This is a genomic window from Polaribacter uvawellassae (assembly GCF_039748955.1).
Lineage (GTDB): Bacteria > Bacteroidota > Bacteroidia > Flavobacteriales > Flavobacteriaceae > Polaribacter > Polaribacter uvawellassae.
Window position 1 is genome coordinate 408948 of record NZ_JBDIZN010000002.1, and the last position, 19627, is coordinate 428574.

The window sequence follows — 19627 nt, forward strand, 5'->3', positions numbered from 1 at the left end:
CTTAAAAGTGAAGCTTTTAAAATAATGAATTTATTTTTTTATAAATCTAATTGCAGTACATTCATCAGGGTCTCCAAACTCAATAAACAATACAGGTTTGTTGTTCTTGGTATAAATTTTTATAGTTCTTAAAACAACTCTTATATCAGAATTATTATCAAACTCTAAATTTGTAGGCATGTAATAACGATCTTCTCGGCGGTCTTCTATAAAATTTTGTCTCCAAGTACCTTTAACATTTATTTCTTTATCTATTCTCTTTAAGTCAAAAACTTTTATTGGCATATTTTTCATCTCTATCGTACCGTCTCTATTTAACTTAATTATAGTATTATTAATTTTAAAATTATAACTATTATTAATTACTTTTTCTACAACATATTCCCCTATAAAAAAATCATCTTCTTGTTTTATATTTAATTCATTAAGTCCAGAATCAAGATTACATGGAATCAGATAACAATTGCTAAAAAAGATAATGGAAAACAACATGTAAAAATATAATTTACCTTTTATTTTTAGTGATTTTAATTTCATTTATTGAATTTTTAATTTGAATCTAAATATTTGTTTTATTGTAGAAAGAGGTCTATTATTCCCCGTTCCATCTCTATCATAACTGTTTCCCACATGTAAAAGTAGCGATTTTCTACTAGTATCATTGGCAAGTTCAACAATGATAAAACCTGGATCGGAGCTAGGATAATAGTTAGTGCTAGCGCCTCCTATAAAAAATTGCACCCAATTTGCATTTACATGTTTATTAAAAGAATCTACGACCCCTGTGTGATCAGGACTAAATCTATAACTTCCATCTTCTACAGTGCCATTAGCAATAAATTGACTAAAGGTTAAGCCTTTATCGTTAAGTTCTTTTAAGAAATCAGCTTTAATGTCATTTTGTACATTTCCTGCTATCATTTGTTTTGTTATATCATAATCAGCAGAAAAGGGTCTTTCGTCTTTTCCTAGTCCAGTTGCAAACTCATCTAACAAAATAGCAACACCTTGTTTACCATTGTACTTAAACCTCTCTTCCTTCTTATATTCTAACATTGTGCTTGGCGAGTCGGCATATAATTGCTTTGCAACACTTCTCAAAGTATTACTTAATTTAGTATCTAATTGTTCTGTAAGTTTATCATATACATCTTTGCTGAAATTTTTTGTATACTCAACTAGTTTAGCAAACTCTCTCATTACTTTTAGCCATGTATCATTTAATGGGTCAAAGTTTGGAGAATCAATAACAGTAGATAAATCCTCTTTCATTGTTGCTATTTCTTCTATTTTCTCTAAGTTTTCTTCTGACAAACCAAGTAAAAGAGAGCTATCTAAGCCTAATCTTGAAGCTAATTGCCTAGCTACTTTATCACATCCATGAAATTCGTTATCACAAGCAAAATTTATTGAAGTATTAGAGTCATTATTTGTATTACTTGTCGTCCCTCCTCCTGAATTTGTATTATCCCCAAAATCAACTTCAACTCCCCATCCTGTATTTCCTCCAGAAGTACATGTTGTATTACTTAGAGTATAATTATAAGCTGCACCCGATTTACCAATATATTGACAATTTTCTTCAACTTCATGTTTTCCTGAAAAACACTTTACTCTTACAGTATAAGAGGTAGTAAAGCACTCTAAAGCTTTAGAGTAATGATTACTTTTCTTTGTTAAACTTTCCAATAATTTATTAATATTTTTTTGATAACTAGTTCTTTGAACTGTTCCTTCAAACGGAAGATTTTTTTGTGTTAAGGAATTTTTAATATAATCATCAGAAAACTTATATCTAACAAAAAAACCTCTAATTGTATCTGTTTTTTGTTCAATTATTAGATTTTCAATAGTGTTTTTTGGCAAATTATTACGCTTAACAACAAAAGTATAGGATGTGTAATTTTCTTTTTTAATTTTTATTATAGATTGAGTATCAATTTCAAAATCATTATTAGCTCCTTTACTTTTAAAATCATTATCATTTTTTCTTAAAATTCTATCTTCAATTTCAAACTCCTTTGCTATTTTAGTAAATGTTCTATCGTGAAATAGATCTTCAAAAGTAATTTTTTGTAGTGAATTTAATTCTTGATGTTCTGAGGTTTCAGTTTCATTGATGAATTCCTCTTTCTCACAATTCCATAGCAATACAGAAACTCCAAGTAAAAGGATTCCTGTTTTTAAATAATTAGCAATTTTTTGTTTTTCATTTTATTATATTTTTAAAATTAATATTGTTATAAATATCAATAAAAAAGCGCTCTTGTCAATCCCCATAAATGGGGTATTTTTCTTCTCACGGTTTTCCGTGAGTTAACTCACGGAAAACCGTGAGAGCATCAATTTCATTGGTCTGTAAATCAATAAGTTATAATTTTTATAAAAAATCAATTTTTAAACCGTTATAAAAAATATTGAAAAATGAAAACGCAGATTTTTAATATCTCAATGCTTAAACTGAGATCTCGCTTGGTGTTTTTTAATTGCTTTTCTAGACAATATAATTCCGATTACCAAAGATACAAAAGCACCAATAGAAATACCAGGAATAAAGTTGATAAACAAAAAGAAATCATACGCTCCATGAAAGATTGTTGCGGCAAATAATCCTGTTAAATTCAATCTAATTTTATATTTTTTGGTAGCAGCAAATTTTGCTTTCCCCATAAAATAACCCATTAAAATTCCGAAAGTTGCATGCGCAGGAACTGCTGTAAAAGCTCTTACAATCCCGTTTGCCATTCCAAATTGAAATACATACATAATGTTTTCTAGGGCTGCAAAACCCATAGAAACCATTACTGCGTAGACAATTCCATCAAAAGGTTCATCAAATTCTTTATTGCGTTGTGCGTAATATCTAACAATAATATATTTAGAAAATTCTTCTACCAACGCTACTACAACAAATGCTTTTAAGAATTGCTGAGCAACACTTAACGGATCTGCAGTTGGAAAAATCATTTTAAGAATTAATCCAATAATTAATGTGATAATGATACTTGCTGATGCTCCTAAACCAAAATTTTTAAGCACAAATTTTATCGGTTCTCTTTCATATTTATCTTTAACATAAATATAAATTATTATTACAATCGCTGGTGCTAACGCCAATGCTAATAAAGTCATAAACTTACTCTTTTGGTAAAAAAACCTCTGCCATCATACAACGTGCACTTCCTCCACCACAAGTTTCAATGGTTTCTAAAGAACTATGAATAATCGGGTTGTATTTTTCTATTTTCTGCAATTGTTCTTTTCTTAACGAGTGATAAGCCGATGAGCTCATAACTAAAAAACGTTGCTCATTTGCACCTTTTACTTGCAACATATTTCCTGCAAAAGCATTTACTTGTTGCTCGGTAATATCAATGATTTCTTTTCCGTTTTCTTTTAAATGTTTGATGACATTTTTGCGCTCTTTTTTATCATCGATAGAAGCCAAACAAATAATTGCAAATTGTTCTGCAACACACATCATAACATTGGTATGATAAATGGCTTCTCTTTGATTATTTACTGTTTGATTTGAGGTAAAAACAACTGGAGTAAATTCAAAATCTTCACAAAATTCGATAAATAATTCTTCATCTGCTCTTGGCGATAATGCGCAATATGCTTTTTGGTTTTCTCTGTCTAAAATCATACTTCCAGTTCCTTCTAAAAAAACAGCTTCTTCTTCAGCATCGGTATAATCAACAATATTTTTTATTACAAACCCTTTAGATTCTAGTATTTCTAAAACATCTTCTCTACGCTCTAATCTTCTATTTTCTGCAAACATCGGATACAAACCAACATCGCCATTTTCGTGAAAAGAAATCCAGTTATTTGGAAAAATAGAATCTGGTGTACTTGGTTTTTCTGTATCATGTATAACAACAACTTCTACTCCGTTTTTCTGTAATTTTATTACAAAATCATCAAATTCTTTTTGCGCTTTTGCATTTATTGTAGCTGGTAAAGTATCTGTTAATTCTTGTTGATAATAATTATTTACCGCCGTTTGTTCGTTCATTCGAAAACCAACTGGGCGAACCATTAAAATTGTATTTGTTGTTTGTTGCATGTTGCAAAGTTAATAATTTGGTTTGTTTCTAAATGCTTTTTTAGATAACTTCGTTAATAACTGTTTTTAGCAATAAAAAACATTACACCTATTTTATCTATAGAGCAAAAGTAAATATTAAGTGTTAAAATGATAGAAAAGTATTTAAAAGAAAAACAATACATTGGAATCTTCTTGCTAAGAGTTTTTATAGGCTGTCGATTACTTTATGGAGTAATTGATAATATTTTGAGTTGGGAGAAAATGATTGAATTTTCTCATTTCTTAAATTCTAACAATTTTTATTTTCCATTAACAAGCGCAGTTATTTCAGTTTATGTCCAATTTTTCGGTTCAATTCTAATATTAATAGGATACAAATTAAGATTTACCACTTTTATAATTTCAATAAATTTTATAGTGGCATTGATTTTTGTTCATATCCGAATAGATGACACAATTGAAGGAATGACACCTGCACTAGCAATGTTATTTGGATGTCTAGCTTTGTTTTTTCATGGAACCGACAAAATATCATTGGATAATTATTTGAAATCAAAATAATAGAGAATGAAACATTTTAGTCCTTTTTACTTAACATTTGAAAGATATTCAGTAGAACAATGTTTATAACACATGAATTAATAAAAGTTTAGATTTAAATTTATATATTTAAACAAACCTATGATTACATAAAAATATAGCAGACAGCCAGTTGTTGTGCAAATGCGTTAGAATTTGCACTATAAATGGTTAATCCTAGTGTATAACACTTTGCTAAAATTCCGCAAAATCATAAGCAAACAAATTAACTAAATTAAAAATACAAATGCACAAAGATTTAAAAATATACGACGCTTTTGTAGCCAATTGCAATCGTTTTGAGCGCAAAGGAAAAACCATGCCTTATACTTCTGCAAACGGTTATATGTTTTCATTATTTAATAAAGCTGGCGAAATCGGAATTCGGTTTTCTAAAGAAGTTCAAGAAAAATACATTGAAAAATTTAATACAACGATTTACAAATCATACGGAGCAATTATGAAAGGTTATATCTTAATTCCCGAAAACCTTTATACCAATTCTAAACTTGTTGTTTCTTTATTAAATGAAAGCTATGATTATGTTATGACTTTAGATCCAAAATAGTTATGAAATACATATTAATTACCTGTTGCTTCTTACTTTGTGCTACTTTACAAGCTCAAATAGAAAATATATCAGAAAAATATGATTTACCTAATACGATTTCAGAAACTTCTGGATTGCTTTTTTTTAACGGAAAATTAATTACACATAACGATTCTGGCGATGCTGCTAACTTATATGAATTGGACACAATTTCTGGAAATATTGTTAGAACTATAAATATTTCTAACGCAACAAATGTAGATTGGGAAGATATTACGCAAGATGAAATGTACATTTATATTGCCGATTTTGGAAACAATAATGGCAATAGAAAAGATTTAAAAATTTATAGAATTCTAAAGTCTGATTATACAAATAACACAAGTATTACATCAGAAACAATTACGTTTAGTTACGAGGATCAAACGGATTTTACTTTGCAAAGATATAACTCAAATTTTGATGCAGAAGCGATTTCTATTTATAAAGACAAGTTGGTTATTTTTACAAAAAACTGGAAAGATAAAACTGTAAATGCGTACACAATTCCGAAAACTATTGGAAATCATTCAGCCAAAAAAGTAAGTTCGTATAACTCCAACGGATTGATAACTGGTTCTACGTATAACAAAGATGATGACAGTTTTTTATTGTGTGGTTATACATATCAAACAGGAAAACCTTTTTTAATTCATGTACAAATTAACTCAATTATAAATGATGATATTTTTAGCGGAATTATAGAACAAACAGATATTAATGCCGAATTAGGAGCTAGTCAAACTGAAGGGGTTACAGTAATTAATGATAAAAAATATTTTTTATCTCGCGAAAAAGTGAGCACCTTTATAAATGGAAATCCAATTGTTTTTAACCAAAAATTATATCGATTTGATAATGGTTCGTTTGCTGCTTTAAATATTGAAGAATACAAATCAAATAATTTAAAAATATTTCCGAACCCTACACAAGAAATTTTGTTTATTGAAGGATTAGACATTAAACACCTTTCTTTAATTGATGTAAATGGAAAGATTGTTTTAACTCAAAAAATAATCAGCAATCAAATTGAAATTAAAGAATTAACTACTGGAGTTTATTTTTTAAAAATTGTATCAAAAAACAATACAATAATTACTAAAAAATTTATAAAAAATTAAAGTGATTTTTTTATGGTTTTAGTAACGTCATCCAAAATTTCGAATGCTGTTTCTGCCATTACATTTCCTTTTAAATCTAACAACGGATTTACTTCAACAAACTCTACACAAACTACTTTTTTTGACTCAATAATTTGATTCATTATTTGTGTTACTTCTTGCTGATCAAAACCTTTAGAAACTGGTGTTCCTGTTCCGTAAGAAACCATATCACAATCCATAGAATCTACATCAAAAGAAATATAAATAACATCGCAATTAGATAGTTTTTCTAAAGCTTCGTTTACACATTTTTCTAAACCTTTAAAACGAGTTTCAGAAACTGTATAGTTTTTTATTTTAAGGCTTTCAATTTGTTTTTCTTCTGGCTCTTCTGTATCTCTAACTCCAAAATATACCACATTCTCTGCCGCTATTTTTGCTCCAAGAATACCAATATTTTTCATTCGCTCCCATAAATCAGAAGTTTCTCTACTTACTTCATTTATTTGAAAGTCTAAATTATCTTGAGATAAAGCTGCTGCCAATGGCATTCCATGAATATTTCCTGATGGTGATGTATAAGGTGAGTGAATATCCGCATGCGCATCAATCCAAACCACACCAACAGTTTCTTTAGGATACGCAGCTTTAACACCACTAATTGTACCTAAAGCAGAAGAATGATCTCCTGACAAAACGATTGGAAAAGTTTTTTCTTGCAACGTAACTTTTACATGATTGCTTAGTCGGGTACATTGCATTAACACACTATCTATTCTTTTTGCGAAAGAATTTTTTACTTTATTATAAATAGATTCGTTGGCTGTAGTTACATCGGTAAATTCAAACTGGTCAAAATAATTATTATTTTTATTTATAGCAGCAATTTCTATTGCGTCAATTCCCATATCAGAACCACGAGTTCCGGCTCCAATATCAGATCTATTCTTAATTATTTTTATTGAATTTAACATGTTCTAAAATGTTTATTATCTTTTTTTAATAGCTGTAAAGCTTCTTAACTTTTCTCCAACATAAACTTGTCTTGGTCTTCCTATTGGCTCTTTTCCTAAACGCATTTCTCTCCATTGAGCAATCCAACCTGGTAATCTTCCTAAAGCAAACATTACTGTAAACATTTCAACTGGAATTCCCATCGCACGATAAATAATTCCTGAATAGAAATCTACATTTGGATATAATTTTCTATCAACAAAATAAGGATCATTTAAAGCCTCTTGTTCCAAACCTTTTGCAATATCTAAAATAGGATCATCAATACCTAAATCATTTAAAACTTCATCTGCAGCTACTTTAATAATTTTAGCTCTTGGGTCAAAATTTTTATAAACTCTATGTCCGAATCCCATCAAGCGGAAAGGATCATTTTTGTCTTTGGCTTTTGCCATATATTTTTTTGTGTCACCACCGTCTTCTTTAATTGCTTCTAACATTTCTAATACAGCTTGGTTTGCACCACCATGAAGTGGACCCCAAAGTGCAGAAATTCCTGCAGAAAGAGAAGCAAATAATCCTGCGTGAGAAGATCCAACTATTCTTACTGTAGAAGTAGAACAGTTTTGTTCGTGATCTGCGTGTAAGATTAACAATTTATTTAATGCATCTACAACAACTTGGTTCATGACATAGTCACTATTTGGTTGTTTAAACATCATTTTATAAGTATTTTCTACATAGCCTAAACTACAGTCTCCATAATCTAAAGGAAGTCCTTGTTTTTTACGCATAGTCCAAGCTACAAGTACTGGAAATTTACCTAATATTTTAACAATAGCTTTATACATATCTTCTTCAGAATCAACGTTTACAGATGAAGGGTTAAATGCTGTTAAAGCTGAAGTTAATGAAGAAATTACACCCATAGGATGTGCAGATTTAGGAAATGCATCTACTATTTTTCTAATATCTTCATCTACTATAGATTGTGCACAAATATCTTGTTTAAATTTTTCTAATTGTTCTGAAGTTGGTAATTCTCCAAAAATCAATAAATAAGCTACCTCTAGAAATTCTGCTTTCTCAGCTAATTCTTCTATAGAATATCCTCTATATCTTAAAATTCCTTTTTCACCATCTAAAAATGTAATTGCACTTTCACAAGAGCCAGTATTTTTATATCCTGGATCAATTGTAACAATTCCACCAGTTACCGATCTTAAATCTTTAATATCAATTGCTGTTTCATTTTCTGTTCCTGTAACTAAAGGAAATTCAAACTCTTTTCCGTCTATTTTTATGGTAGCTTTATCTGACATTATTTCTAACTTGTTTTAATTATGAAGTGAACTGCGAAGATACCAATTTTTCAAAGATTTTAAAAGTCAAGTGAGATAGAATTTTAACATAAAAACATATATTTAACTTATTTTTAAGCATAAAAAAAACCTTATAAAATGAATTATAAGGTTTTTACTTTTGTAAAAATAAATTTACTTTATTTTAAAAGCTTTTTCCTTCGGAAAATATGCTGTATTTGCTAATTCTTCTTCGATTCTTAATAACTGATTGTACTTAGCCATTCTATCTGAACGAGAAGCCGACCCTGTTTTTATTTGACCACAATTTAATGCCACAGCTAAATCTGCAATTGTATTATCTTCTGTTTCTCCAGATCTGTGAGACATTACAGATGTATAACTCGCGTTGTGCGCCATATTTACAGCAGAAATAGTTTCTGTTAAGGTTCCAATTTGATTTACTTTAATTAAAATCGAATTTGCAATTCCGTTTTCAACTCCTTTAGACAAGCGCTCTACATTAGTTACAAATAAATCGTCTCCAACTAATTGTACTGTATCTCCAACTTTATCTGTTAAGTATTTCCATCCATCCCAATCGTTTTCATCCATTCCGTCTTCAATTGAAATAATTGGATATTTTTCTACCAATTCGGCTAAGTAATCTGCTTGTTCTTGGCTGGTTCTTATCTTTCCTGATTTTCCTTCAAATTTTGTGTAATCGTATTTTCCATCTACATAAAATTCTGCTGCTGCACAATCTAATGCAATCATAATTTCATCTCCAAAAGAATAACCAGCGTTTTTAACTGCCAAAGCAATTGTATCTAATGCATCTTCTGTTCCATCTAAAGTGGGTGCAAAACCACCTTCATCACCAACTGCTGTACTTAAATTTCTATCGTGTAACACATTTTTTAAATGATGAAAAATCTCAGAACCCATTTGCATTGCTTGTGTAAAGTTTTCTGCTTTTACTGGCATTATCATAAATTCTTGAAATGCAATTGGTGCATCTGAATGTGATCCTCCGTTAATAATATTCATCATCGGAACTGGCAATGTATTTGCCGAAACTCCACCAACATATCTGTATAATGGCATTCCTAATTCGTTTGCTGCTGCTTTTGCAGTTGCTAAGGAAACTCCTAAAATTGCATTTGCACCTAAGACCGATTTATTTGCTGTTCCGTCTAAATCAATCATCATTTGATCAATTTTGTTTTGTTCAAAAACAGAAGTTCCTAATAATTCTTGTGCAATAATTTTATTGACATTGGCAACTGCTTTTAAAACGCCTTTGCCCATATATGCTTTTCCGCCATCGCGTAATTCAACTGCTTCATGTTCTCCGGTTGATGCTCCAGAAGGAACCGCAGCTCTTCCTAAAACTCCATTTTCTGTAAACACATCAACTTCTACAGTTGGATTTCCTCTAGAATCAAAAATTTGACGTGCATGAATGTTAATTATAATACTCATAGTTTTCTTTTTTAAGTTAAGATTTCTTTAATTCAAATAAAAAAATCTTATTTATTTTTTAATATTTTCTATAAACTGATCGAATAAATATTCTGCATCGTGTGGTCCTGGACTTGCCTCTGGGTGATACTGCACAGAAAACACATTTTTATTTTTCATTCTAATTCCTGCCACAGTATGATCATTTAAATGCACATGTGTAATTTCTACATTTTCATTTGCTTCTGTTTCTTCTCTATTGATTGCAAATCCGTGGTTTTGAGAAGTAATTTCTCCTTTTCCAGTTAATAAATTTTTTACTGGATGATTGATTCCTCTATGTCCGTTATGCATTTTATACGTTGATATTCCGTTTGCCAGTGCAATTACTTGATGCCCTAAACAAATACCAAACAAAGGCAAATCTCTTTTGATGATTTCTTTTGCTGTATTTTGCGCATCAATTAAAGGTTCTGGGTCTCCAGGTCCGTTAGAAATAAAATATCCGTCAGGTTTAAAAGCACTCATTTCTTCAAAACTTGTATTGTAAGGAAACACTTTTATATACGCATCTCTTTTTACAAAATTTCTTAGGATATTCTTTTTAATACCAATATCTAAGGCAGAAATTTTATAGGTTGCATTTTTATCACCTACAAAATAAGGCTCTTTGGTTGACACTTTTGATGCCAATTCTAAACCATTCATGTCTGGCACTGCTGCCAATTGTTTTTTTAATGCTTCAATATCATCTACTTCTGTAGAGATAATTGCATTCATTGCACCATTATCTCTAATATAAGCTACTAAAGCCCTTGTATCAACATCAGAAATCGCTACTCTATTGTGTTTGATAAACCAATCTTTTAGGTTTCCATCAGAATCTACTCTTGAGTGTGTAAAACTAAAATTTCTACAAATTAATCCTGCAATTTTGATTCCGTCAGATTCAACTTCGTTGTCATTAACACCATAATTTCCAATATGTGCATTTGTTGCAACCATTAATTGACCAAAATAAGAAGGATCTGTAAAGATTTCTTGATAACCTGTCATTCCTGTATTAAAACAAATTTCTCCGGTAGCAGTTCCTTCAATACCGATAGATTTACCATGAAAAATAGTTCCGTCAGCTAATAAAACTAAAGCTTTTTTTTGTTGTTGGTATTTCATTATTAGTTGTGTGTACTTTTAGTAATTGTTATTTCAATCGTTTCGCTTACAAAAGTAATAATATCTTAACTAGTAAGCTTTTGTTGTTTATAAAATTGTATAAAAAAAAGGGATAAACGTAAACGCTTATCCCTTTTTATATGATTTCATTAGAAACATCTTATTATTCTTCAGTAGTTTCTGGTGTTTCAGTTTGTGCTACATCAACAGTTGTGTCAGCTTTTTTTCTACCTCTACGAGTAGTTTTCTTAGCTTTCTTACCATTAGGATTGTAAAGTTCGTTATAATCAACTAATTCTACCATTGCCATAGGAGCATTATCTCCTTGACGATTTCCTAATTTGATGATACGTACATATCCTCCAGGTCTATCTGCAATCTTCACAGATATTTCTTTAAATAATTCTGTAACAGCATATTTATCTCTAAGATAACTAAATACAACACGACGGTTGTGTGTAGTATCGTTCTTAGATTTTGTAAGTAAAGGCTCTACGAATCTACGTAATGCTTTTGCTTTTGCTTCTGTTGTGTTAATACGTTTATGCTCAATTAATGAACATGCCATATTAGCTAACATCGCCTTTCTGTGTGCTGTTTTTCTTCCTAAATGATTAAATTTCTTACCGTGTCTCATGACATTTTCTTTTTACTCTCATCTTGCATCAACCCTGTTTGGGGCGCAAAATATGAAAGGTTAATCTCTATCTAATTTGTATTTACTTAAGTCCATTCCGAAGTTTAGGTTTTTATTAATCACTAACTCTTCTAATTCAGTTAATGATTTTTTACCGAAATTACGGAATTTCATTAAATCGTTTTTGTTAAATGATACTAAGTCTCCTAAAGTATCTACTTCTGCTGCTTTTAAACAATTTAAAGCTCTAACTGATAAATCCATGTCTACCAATTTGGTCTTTAATAACTGACGCATATGTAATGATTCTTCATCATATGTTTCAGTTTGTGCAATTTCATCAGCCTCTAAAGTGATACGCTCATCAGAGAATAACATAAAGTGGTGAATTAATATTTTTGCAGCTTCTGTTAATGCATCTTTAGGATTGATAGAACCGTCTGTGTCTATATCGAAAATTAATTTTTCGTAGTCAGTTTTTTGCTCTACACGGAAATTTTCAACAGCATATTTTACATTCTTTATTGGAGTGTAAATAGAATCTGTAAAAATTGTTCCTAATGGTGCAGTTGATTTTTTATTTTCTTCTGCTGGTACAAATCCTCTACCTTTTTCTATAGAAATTTCCATGTTTAGTTTCACAGATTTATCCATATTACAGATAACTAAATCAGGATTTAACACTTGAAAACCAGAGATAAAACGTTGTAAATCTCCAGCAGTTAATTGCTCTTGACCAGAAATATTGATTGAAACTGACTCTTTATCTGTTTCTTCTATTTGTTTCTTAAAACGCACTTGTTTTAAGTTTAATATCATTTCTGTTACATCTTCTACAACTCCTTTAATTGCTGAAAATTCATGCTCAACACCATCAATTCTTAATGATGTAATTGCAAAACCTTCTAATGAAGATAATAATACTCTTCTTAATGCATTACCTACTGTTAATCCAAAACCTGGTTCTAAAGGTCTAAACTCAAATCTCCCAGAAAAATCTGTAGATTCAATCATTATTACTTTATCTGGTTTCTGAAAATTTAAAATTGCCATATGTTTTCTTCGTTTTAATTGTTATTTGGTTGCGCGATTTATAAGAGTGAAGATGTTCAAATAAATCCTTTGGCCAAATTTCAATATGATTAATTTATTATTTAGAGTATAACTCTACTATTAATTGCTCTTTAATATTCTCTGGAATCTGTACTCTTTCTGGTGCTTTTACAAACGTACCTGATAAAATATCAGAGTTCCAAGTTAACCATTCGTACACATTGCTATTAGAAGCTAAAGCGCTTTCTATTGCTACCAAAGATTTAGATTTTTCTCTAACAGCTACAACATCTCCTTCTTTTAAAGTATGTGAAGGAATGTTTAAAATTTCTCCATTCACAGTAATGTGGCGGTGAGAAACTAATTGACGCGCTGCGCTACGAGATTTTGCAATACCTAAACGGTAAACTACATTATCTAAACGAGATTCACATAATTGTAATAAAACCTCACCAGTAATACCACCGGCTCTTTGAGCTTTTTTAAACAAGTTAGAGAATTGACGCTCTAAAATACCATAAGAGTATTTTGCTTTTTGTTTTTCTTGCAACTGGGTAGCATATTCAGATTTTTTACCTCTTCTTTTTGCGTTTCCATGTTGTCCTGGAGGATAATTTCTTTTTTCAAAGTTTTTATCATCTCCGAAAATTGCTTCTCCGAATTTACGGGCAATTTTAGTTTTTGGTCCTGTATATCTTGCCATTTCTTAGTTATTAAAGTTGGGATTATGAATTAAGGCGAAACTCCTTCGATAATCTAAAAATCCAACTTAGTTCAAATTTAATTATACTCTTCTTCTTTTTGGAGGTCTACATCCATTGTGTGGCATTGGAGTTACATCAATAATTTCTGTAACTTCAATTCCGTTATTATGTAATGTTCTTATTGCGCTTTCTCTACCATTACCTGGTCCTTTAACAAAAACCTTCACTTTTCTAAGTCCAGCTTCATGAGCAACTCTTGCACAATCTTCTGCAGCAGTTTGCGCAGCATATGGAGTATTCTTTTTAGAACCTCTAAATCCTTGCTTACCAGCAGACGACCATGAAATTACGTCACCTTTTTTATTTGTTAAAGAAATAATGATGTTGTTAAACGAAGCTGAAATATGTGCTTCACCAACAGATTCAACAATAACTTTACGCTTTTTTGTACTTGCTTTAGCCATAATATCTAGTTATTATTTAGTAGCTTTCTTTTTGTTAGCTACAGTTTTTCTTTTACCTTTTCTTGTTCTAGAGTTGTTCTTAGTTCTTTGTCCTCTTAAAGGAAGACCAGTTCTATGACGAATACCTCTGTAGCATCCAATATCCATCAAACGTTTGATGTTTATTTGAACTTCAGAACGTAATTCTCCTTCAATTGTGAAAGATCCAACTTGTTCTCTAATTGCTGCGATTTGATCATCAGTCCAATCTTGAACTTTAATACTTTCGTCAACCTTTGCGTTAGCTAAAACTTCTTTAGCTCTACTTGTTCCTATACCAAAGATGTAAGTTAAAGCAATAACTCCTCTTTTATTCTTTGGAATATCAATACCTGCTATTCTTGCCATTACCCTTGTCTTTGTTTAAATCTAGGATTTTGTTTATTAATCACATATAATCTACCTTTTCTGCGAACTATTTTGCAGTCGGCACTTCTTTTCTTAACTGATGCTCTTACTTTCATCTGTGTCTTTTTTTAATATCTATAAGTAATTCTGGCCTTAGTTAAATCATAAGGACTCATTTCTAATTTCACTTTATCTCCTGGTAATAATTTAATATAATGCATACGCATTTTACCAGAAATATGTGCTGTAACAATATGTCCATTTTCTAACTCTACACGAAACATTGCATTTGATAATGCTTCTGTTATTGTTCCGTCTTGTTGTATTGCTGGTTGCTTAGCCATATTATTTTAATGATTTTCTACTGGTTCCTGTTTTCATTAAACCGTCGTAATGACTGTTTAATAAATACGAGTTAATTTGTTGAATTGTATCAATTGCAACTCCTACCATAATAATTAATGATGTTCCACCGTAAAACATTGCCCAGCTTTGTGATACACCAAATTGATATACAATTGCTGGCAAAATAGATAGAGCTGCTAAAAACAACGATCCTGGGAACGTAATTCTAGACAATACCGAATCTAATCTTTCAGCTGTATCACTTCCTGGTTTAATACCTGGTATAAAACCACCGCTTCTTTTTAAATCATCGGCCATTTTATTTGTAGGTACTGTAATTGCTGTATAAAAATAACTAAATATGATAATTAACACGGCAAATAAAACATTATACCACAATCCATTCATGTCTTGTAACTCACTTAACATTGGAAACTTTCTTGCTAATGCAACTGGTAAAAACATAATTGCTTGTGCAAAAATGATTGGCATTACTCCCGCTGCATTTAACTTTAACGGAATGTATTGTCTTGCTCCAGCAACATCTTTAATATCTCCAACTACAGTTCTTCTAGCATATTGTACCGCAATTTTACGAACGGCTGTTACTAATAAAACTGACAATAAAATCACAACAAACCAAACAAAGATTTCTAAAAGAATCATCATAATTCCTCCAGCTCCTGCGCTTGACGTTTTAGATACAAATTCTTGCATAAATGCTCCAGGGAAATTTGCGATAATACCAACGGTAATTAATAATGAAATTCCATTACCAACTCCTTTGTCTGTAATACGCTCTCCTAACCACATTGCAAAGATTGTTCCTGCTGTTAACAATATAATCGATGAAAACCAAAAGGCTCCTCCAGAAACTAAAAATGCTTCTTCTGGCAATCCAAATGATGTTTTAATCGCTGTAATATATGTTGGTGCTTGTACCAAAGTAATACCAATTGTTAACCAACGTGTTATTTGTGTAATTTTCTTTCTTCCACTTTCTCCATCTTTTTGTAGTTTTTGTAAATAAGGAACCGCAATTCCCATTAATTGAACTACAATAGAAGCAGAAATATAAGGCATAATTCCAAGTGCCATAATAGACGCTCTAGAAAATGCCCCACCAGTAAATGCATTTAATAAGCCCATAAGACCTGTGGAAGTACTATCTTTTAACGCTGTTAATTGTAATGGATCAATTCCTGGTAAAGGAACTTGAGCCATAAAACGATATACAGCAATTAAACCTAAAGTTAAAATAAGCTTTTGTTTAAGCTCTTCTATTTTCCAAATGTCTCTTAAGGTGTTTATCAACTTCATATTTACTTAATCTTATAATGTAACTGCTTCACCTCCGGCAGCTTCAATAGCAGCTTTTGCAGTAGCAGTAAATTTGTGAACAGTAATATTTAATTTAGCCTTAAGCTCTCCACGACCTAGTATTTTTACTAATTCGGTTTTACTTACTACTCTATTAGCAATTAAGATATCTAAAGTTACAGTATCTGTAATTTTACCTTCGTCTACTAATGATTGTAATTTATCTAAATTAACCCCAACATATTCCTTACGGTTAATGTTAGTAAATCCAAATTTAGGAACACGTCTCTGAAGTGGCATTTGCCCTCCTTCGAATCCTATTTTTCTTGAATATCCTGAACGCGATTTCTGTCCGTTGTGACCTCTAGTAGCAGTACCACCTTTACCAGAACCTTCACCTCTTGCGATTCTTTTTTCTTTTTTTACAGATCCTTCTGCGGGTTGTAAGTTATGTAAACTCATTTCTATATATGTGTTTATTTAATTTCTTCGAAAGAAACTAAGTGTTTAACTGTATTTACCATACCAATGATAGAAGGAGTTGCCTCGTGTTCTACTACTTGGTTCATTTTACGTAAACCTAATGCTTCTAAAGTTCTTTTTTGACTTTGAAGGCGTCCGATTTTGCTTTTTACTTGCTTAACTCTAATTTTTGCCATCGTTCTTAGATTTATCCGTTAAATACTTTTTCTAAAGAAATTCCTCTTTGTTTTGCAATTGTAACTGCACTACGCAATTGTAATAAAGCATCTAATGTTGCTTTTACCACATTGTGAGGGTTAGAAGAACCTTGAGATTTTGATAAAACATCATGTACTCCAACAGATTCTAATACCGCACGTACAGCACCACCAGCAATAACTCCGGTACCATGTGAAGCAGGCTTTAAAAACACTTTTGCTCCACCAAATTTCCCTTTTTGTTCATGAGGTAAAGTTCCATTTAAAATAGGAATTCTAACTAAATTTTTCTTAGCGTCTTCAATTGCTTTAGCAATTGCTGATGCAACATCTTTAGATTTACCTAATCCATGACCAACTACTCCGTTACCATCTCCTACAACAACAATTGCAGAAAATCCAAAAGCTCTACCTCCTTTAGTTACTTTAGTAACACGTTGTACCCCTACTAAATGATCAACAAGGTCTAATCCGCTAGGTTTTACTCTTTCTACGTTTTTATAATTTTGATACATAATAAACTTCTTAAAATTTTAAACCAGCTTCTCTAGCAGCCTCTGCTAATACTTTTATTCTACCATGGTATAAATACCCATTTCTATCAAAAGAAATTGTTTCTATACCAGCTTTAGCAGCTTTTTCTGCTATTGCTTTTCCAACAGATGCAGCAGTTTCTAATTTTGAACCTGTTGCAACATCTTTATCTCTAGAAGAAGCAGCTACTAATGTAACACCAGTAACGTCATCTACTAATTGAGCATATATTTCTTTATTACTTCTAAAAACAGATAACCTTGGCTTTGCCGCAGTACCAGAAACAATCTTTCTGATTCTATTTTTAATTCTTTGTCTTCTTTCAAGCTTTGATAATGCCATAATGCTATATATTATGCAGATTTACCTGCTTTTCTTCTTAATTGTTCTCCTACAAATTTAACTCCTTTACCTTTGTATGGTTCTGGTGCGCGGAAAGAACGAATCTTTGCGGCAATTTGACCAACTAATTGTTTATCGTAAGAAGTTAGTTTAACGATTGGGTTTTTTCCTTTTTCAGATACAGTTTCTACCTTAACTTCTGGAGCTAATTCTAAAACAATATTATGAGAAAAACCTAATGCTAAATCTAATTTTTGTCCTTGGTTTGAAGCTCTATAACCTACACCAACTAATTCTAGTTCTTTAGTCCAACCTTTACTAACTCCTTCAATCATATTAAATACTAATGATCTATATAATCCGTGAGCAGCTTTATGAGGCTTACTTTCTGATGGTCTGTTTAAAATAACAGTTTCACCTTCTATCCTTACAGTAATATCGCCAGAAATCTCTTGAGATAATTCTCCTAACTTTCCTTTTACCGTTACTACATTTCCATCGATGTTTAATTCAACTCCGGCTGGAATGCTTATTGGGTTTTTTCCTATTCTTGACATCTTACTATAGTATTAATAAACGTAACAAATTACTTCCCCTCCAACATTCTCTTGACGTGCTTTCTTGTTAGTCATCACACCTTTAGATGTTGAAACGATTGCAATACCAAGACCATTTAACACTCTAGGCATTTCTAATGCACTAACGTATTTACGTAAACCTGGTGTACTGATTCGTTCTAGTTTTCTAATTACTGATTCTTTTGTTTCTCTATCATATTTTAAAGCTATTTTGATAGTTCCTTGAACTGATTCATCATTGAACTGGTAGCTTAAAATATATCCTTGATCAAACAAAATTTTTGTCATTTCCTTCTTCAAGTTTGAAGCTGGAATTTCTACAACTCTGTGTCCTGCTGCGATTGCATTTCTAACTCTCGTTAAAAAATCCGCGATTGGATCTGTATACATATTTATTTAAAATTGCGATTTTGGTTTTTAATTATCTCTATTTATGCTACAGATTACTCTGTGATAATTAAACCTGAAATCAGTTAATGTTTATTACTCAAAAAAATAGAGCGTGCAAAGATACACATTCTATTTTATTTTATAAGGTTTTTACCAACTTGCTTTTTTAACACCTGGTATTAATCCTTGGTTTGCCATTTCACGGAATGTCACACGTGATAATCCGAATTGACGCATATACCCTTTTGGTCTTCCTGTTAGCTTACATCTATTGTGCATTCTAATTGGAGAAGCGTTTTTTGGCAACTTTTGTAATGCTTCGTAATCTCCAGCTTCTTTTAAAGCTTTTCTTTTCTCAGCGTACTTAGCTACTATTTTTGCTCTTTTTACCTCACGGGCTTTCATTGATTCTTTAGCCATGTCTTAATTTTTTTTAAATGGTAAACCTAATTCTGCTAATAATGATTTTGCTTCTTTATCGGTATCTGCTGATGTTACAAAAGCAATATCCATTCCTCCGATTTTATTTACTTTATCAATATTAATTTCTGGATAGATAATTTGTTCAGTAATTCCTAAATTATAATTACCTCTTCCATCAAAACCATTTGCTTTAATACCGTTAAAATCTCTAACACGTGGTAAAGATGCGGTTACTAATCTATCTAAAAATTCGTACATTTTTTCTCCTCTTAACGTAACCATCACACCAATTGGCATTCCTTTACGTAATTTAAAGTTTGCAACATCTTTTTTAGATAAAGTAGCAATTGGCTTTTGTCCTGTAATTGTAGCTAACTCTTCAAGAGCATAATCTATCAATTTCTTATCAGCTATAGCCGCACCAACACCTTTACTAACTACAATTTTTTGTAATTTAGGCACTTGCATAACGTTGCTATAACCAAATTCTTCTGTAAGAGCACCTACTATTCTGCTCTTATACTCTGCTTTTAATCTTGGTACGTAACTCATG

27 protein-coding genes are annotated in these 19627 nt (G+C 31.1%); 3 read left to right on the top strand and 24 right to left on the bottom strand.

The features are described from left to right. Positions 1-30 precede the first annotated feature (30 nt). From ABDX67_RS06190 to ctlX, 4 genes are all read right to left on the bottom strand, one after another. On the bottom strand, positions 31-537 hold the full coding sequence (locus ABDX67_RS06190) for a hypothetical protein (protein WP_347174093.1): 507 nt from the start codon (positions 535-537) through the stop codon (positions 31-33). Then, positions 538-2151 (bottom strand): hypothetical protein, encoded by a 1614-nt coding sequence (locus tag ABDX67_RS06195; protein WP_347174094.1) that lies wholly within the window; start codon positions 2149-2151, stop codon positions 538-540. A 297-nt stretch (positions 2152-2448) separates the two neighbouring features. After that, complete coding sequence (locus ABDX67_RS06200) at positions 2449-3132, bottom strand: PrsW family intramembrane metalloprotease (protein WP_347174095.1); 684 nt, start codon at positions 3130-3132, stop codon at positions 2449-2451. A gap of 4 nt (positions 3133-3136) precedes the next feature. Beyond that, on the bottom strand, positions 3137-4072 hold the full coding sequence (gene ctlX / locus ABDX67_RS06205) for a citrulline utilization hydrolase CtlX (RefSeq protein WP_347174096.1): 936 nt from the start codon (positions 4070-4072) through the stop codon (positions 3137-3139). A 129-nt stretch (positions 4073-4201) separates the two neighbouring features. Here ctlX and ABDX67_RS06210 point away from each other — a divergent pair, with 129 nt between their 5' ends. The 3 genes from ABDX67_RS06210 to ABDX67_RS06220 all read left to right on the top strand — a co-directional run bounded on the left by ABDX67_RS06210 (position 4202) and on the right by ABDX67_RS06220 (position 6343). Next, positions 4202-4615 (top strand): DoxX family protein, encoded by a 414-nt coding sequence (locus ABDX67_RS06210; protein WP_347174097.1) that lies wholly within the window; start codon positions 4202-4204, stop codon positions 4613-4615. Between the two features lie 265 nt (positions 4616-4880). Then, positions 4881-5201, top strand: a complete 321-nt coding sequence (locus ABDX67_RS06215) for a hypothetical protein (RefSeq protein WP_347174098.1) — start codon at positions 4881-4883, stop codon at positions 5199-5201. A gap of 2 nt (positions 5202-5203) precedes the next feature. Next, positions 5204-6343 carry a T9SS type A sorting domain-containing protein gene (locus ABDX67_RS06220; protein ID WP_347174099.1) on the top strand — a complete coding sequence of 380 codons (1140 nt, stop codon included), beginning with the start codon at positions 5204-5206 and terminating at the stop codon, positions 6341-6343. Here ABDX67_RS06220 and rocF read toward each other — a convergent pair. From rocF to rplE, 20 genes are all read right to left on the bottom strand, one after another. Continuing rightward, the gene (gene rocF, locus ABDX67_RS06225) at positions 6340-7299 is read right to left on the bottom strand and encodes an arginase (RefSeq protein ID WP_347174100.1); all 960 of its coding nucleotides are present in this window, start codon (positions 7297-7299) and stop codon (positions 6340-6342) included. The two genes, ABDX67_RS06220 and rocF, sit on opposite strands and share 4 nt — an antisense overlap. Positions 7300-7314: 15 nt before the next feature. Beyond that, entirely contained in the window at positions 7315-8601 is a 1287-nt protein-coding gene (locus tag ABDX67_RS06230) for a citrate synthase (RefSeq protein WP_347174101.1), read from the bottom strand. Between the two features lie 174 nt (positions 8602-8775). Continuing rightward, positions 8776-10065, bottom strand: a complete 1290-nt coding sequence (gene eno, locus ABDX67_RS06235; protein WP_347174102.1) for a phosphopyruvate hydratase — start codon at positions 10063-10065, stop codon at positions 8776-8778. A 51-nt stretch (positions 10066-10116) separates the two neighbouring features. After that, positions 10117-11217, bottom strand: a complete 1101-nt coding sequence (carA, locus tag ABDX67_RS06240) for a glutamine-hydrolyzing carbamoyl-phosphate synthase small subunit (RefSeq protein WP_347174103.1) — start codon at positions 11215-11217, stop codon at positions 10117-10119. 163 nt (positions 11218-11380) lie between these two features. Next, positions 11381-11854, bottom strand: coding sequence for a 50S ribosomal protein L17 (gene rplQ / locus ABDX67_RS06245; protein WP_347174104.1), 474 nt, complete (start codon positions 11852-11854; stop codon positions 11381-11383). Positions 11855-11914: 60 nt separating this feature from the next. Beyond that, positions 11915-12907, bottom strand: coding sequence for a DNA-directed RNA polymerase subunit alpha (locus tag ABDX67_RS06250; protein WP_347174105.1), 993 nt, complete (start codon positions 12905-12907; stop codon positions 11915-11917). A 97-nt stretch (positions 12908-13004) separates the two neighbouring features. Beyond that, positions 13005-13610 (bottom strand): 30S ribosomal protein S4, encoded by a 606-nt coding sequence (rpsD, locus tag ABDX67_RS06255; RefSeq protein WP_347174106.1) that lies wholly within the window; start codon positions 13608-13610, stop codon positions 13005-13007. A gap of 81 nt (positions 13611-13691) precedes the next feature. Further along, positions 13692-14075 carry a 30S ribosomal protein S11 gene (gene rpsK / locus ABDX67_RS06260; protein ID WP_347174107.1) on the bottom strand — a complete coding sequence of 128 codons (384 nt, stop codon included), beginning with the start codon at positions 14073-14075 and terminating at the stop codon, positions 13692-13694. A 12-nt stretch (positions 14076-14087) separates the two neighbouring features. Then, on the bottom strand, positions 14088-14462 hold the full coding sequence (rpsM, locus tag ABDX67_RS06265) for a 30S ribosomal protein S13 (RefSeq protein ID WP_347174108.1): 375 nt from the start codon (positions 14460-14462) through the stop codon (positions 14088-14090). Further along, on the bottom strand, positions 14462-14578 hold the full coding sequence (ykgO, locus tag ABDX67_RS06270) for a type B 50S ribosomal protein L36 (protein ID WP_004568720.1): 117 nt from the start codon (positions 14576-14578) through the stop codon (positions 14462-14464). Before ykgO ends, rpsM begins: the two co-directional genes overlap by 1 nt. 12 nt (positions 14579-14590) lie before the next feature. Further along, complete coding sequence (gene infA / locus ABDX67_RS06275; RefSeq protein ID WP_068206835.1) at positions 14591-14806, bottom strand: translation initiation factor IF-1; 216 nt, start codon at positions 14804-14806, stop codon at positions 14591-14593. A 1-nt stretch (position 14807) separates the two neighbouring features. Next, complete coding sequence (gene secY / locus ABDX67_RS06280; RefSeq protein WP_347174109.1) at positions 14808-16127, bottom strand: preprotein translocase subunit SecY; 1320 nt, start codon at positions 16125-16127, stop codon at positions 14808-14810. Between the two features lie 12 nt (positions 16128-16139). Then, positions 16140-16589: a 50S ribosomal protein L15 gene (gene rplO / locus ABDX67_RS06285; protein ID WP_347174110.1), complete on the bottom strand. Its 450-nt coding sequence runs from the start codon at positions 16587-16589 to the stop codon at positions 16140-16142. 14 nt (positions 16590-16603) lie between these two features. Beyond that, entirely contained in the window at positions 16604-16786 is a 183-nt protein-coding gene (gene rpmD / locus ABDX67_RS06290; RefSeq protein WP_301401447.1) for a 50S ribosomal protein L30, read from the bottom strand. A gap of 11 nt (positions 16787-16797) precedes the next feature. Further along, the gene (gene rpsE / locus ABDX67_RS06295) at positions 16798-17322 is read right to left on the bottom strand and encodes a 30S ribosomal protein S5 (protein WP_347174111.1); all 525 of its coding nucleotides are present in this window, start codon (positions 17320-17322) and stop codon (positions 16798-16800) included. Positions 17323-17332: 10 nt separating this feature from the next. Then, entirely contained in the window at positions 17333-17683 is a 351-nt protein-coding gene (rplR, locus tag ABDX67_RS06300) for a 50S ribosomal protein L18 (protein ID WP_347174112.1), read from the bottom strand. An 11-nt stretch (positions 17684-17694) separates the two neighbouring features. Beyond that, a complete protein-coding gene (gene rplF / locus ABDX67_RS06305) occupies positions 17695-18240 on the bottom strand; it encodes a 50S ribosomal protein L6 (RefSeq protein WP_347174113.1) in 546 nt (181 codons plus the stop codon). 12 nt (positions 18241-18252) lie between these two features. Beyond that, positions 18253-18651, bottom strand: coding sequence for a 30S ribosomal protein S8 (rpsH, locus tag ABDX67_RS06310; RefSeq protein WP_347174114.1), 399 nt, complete (start codon positions 18649-18651; stop codon positions 18253-18255). Between the two features lie 150 nt (positions 18652-18801). Next, on the bottom strand, positions 18802-19071 hold the full coding sequence (gene rpsN, locus ABDX67_RS06315; RefSeq protein WP_347174115.1) for a 30S ribosomal protein S14: 270 nt from the start codon (positions 19069-19071) through the stop codon (positions 18802-18804). Between the two features lie 3 nt (positions 19072-19074). Next, on the bottom strand, positions 19075-19626 hold the full coding sequence (gene rplE, locus ABDX67_RS06320) for a 50S ribosomal protein L5 (protein WP_347174116.1): 552 nt from the start codon (positions 19624-19626) through the stop codon (positions 19075-19077). Position 19627 lies beyond the last annotated feature (1 nt).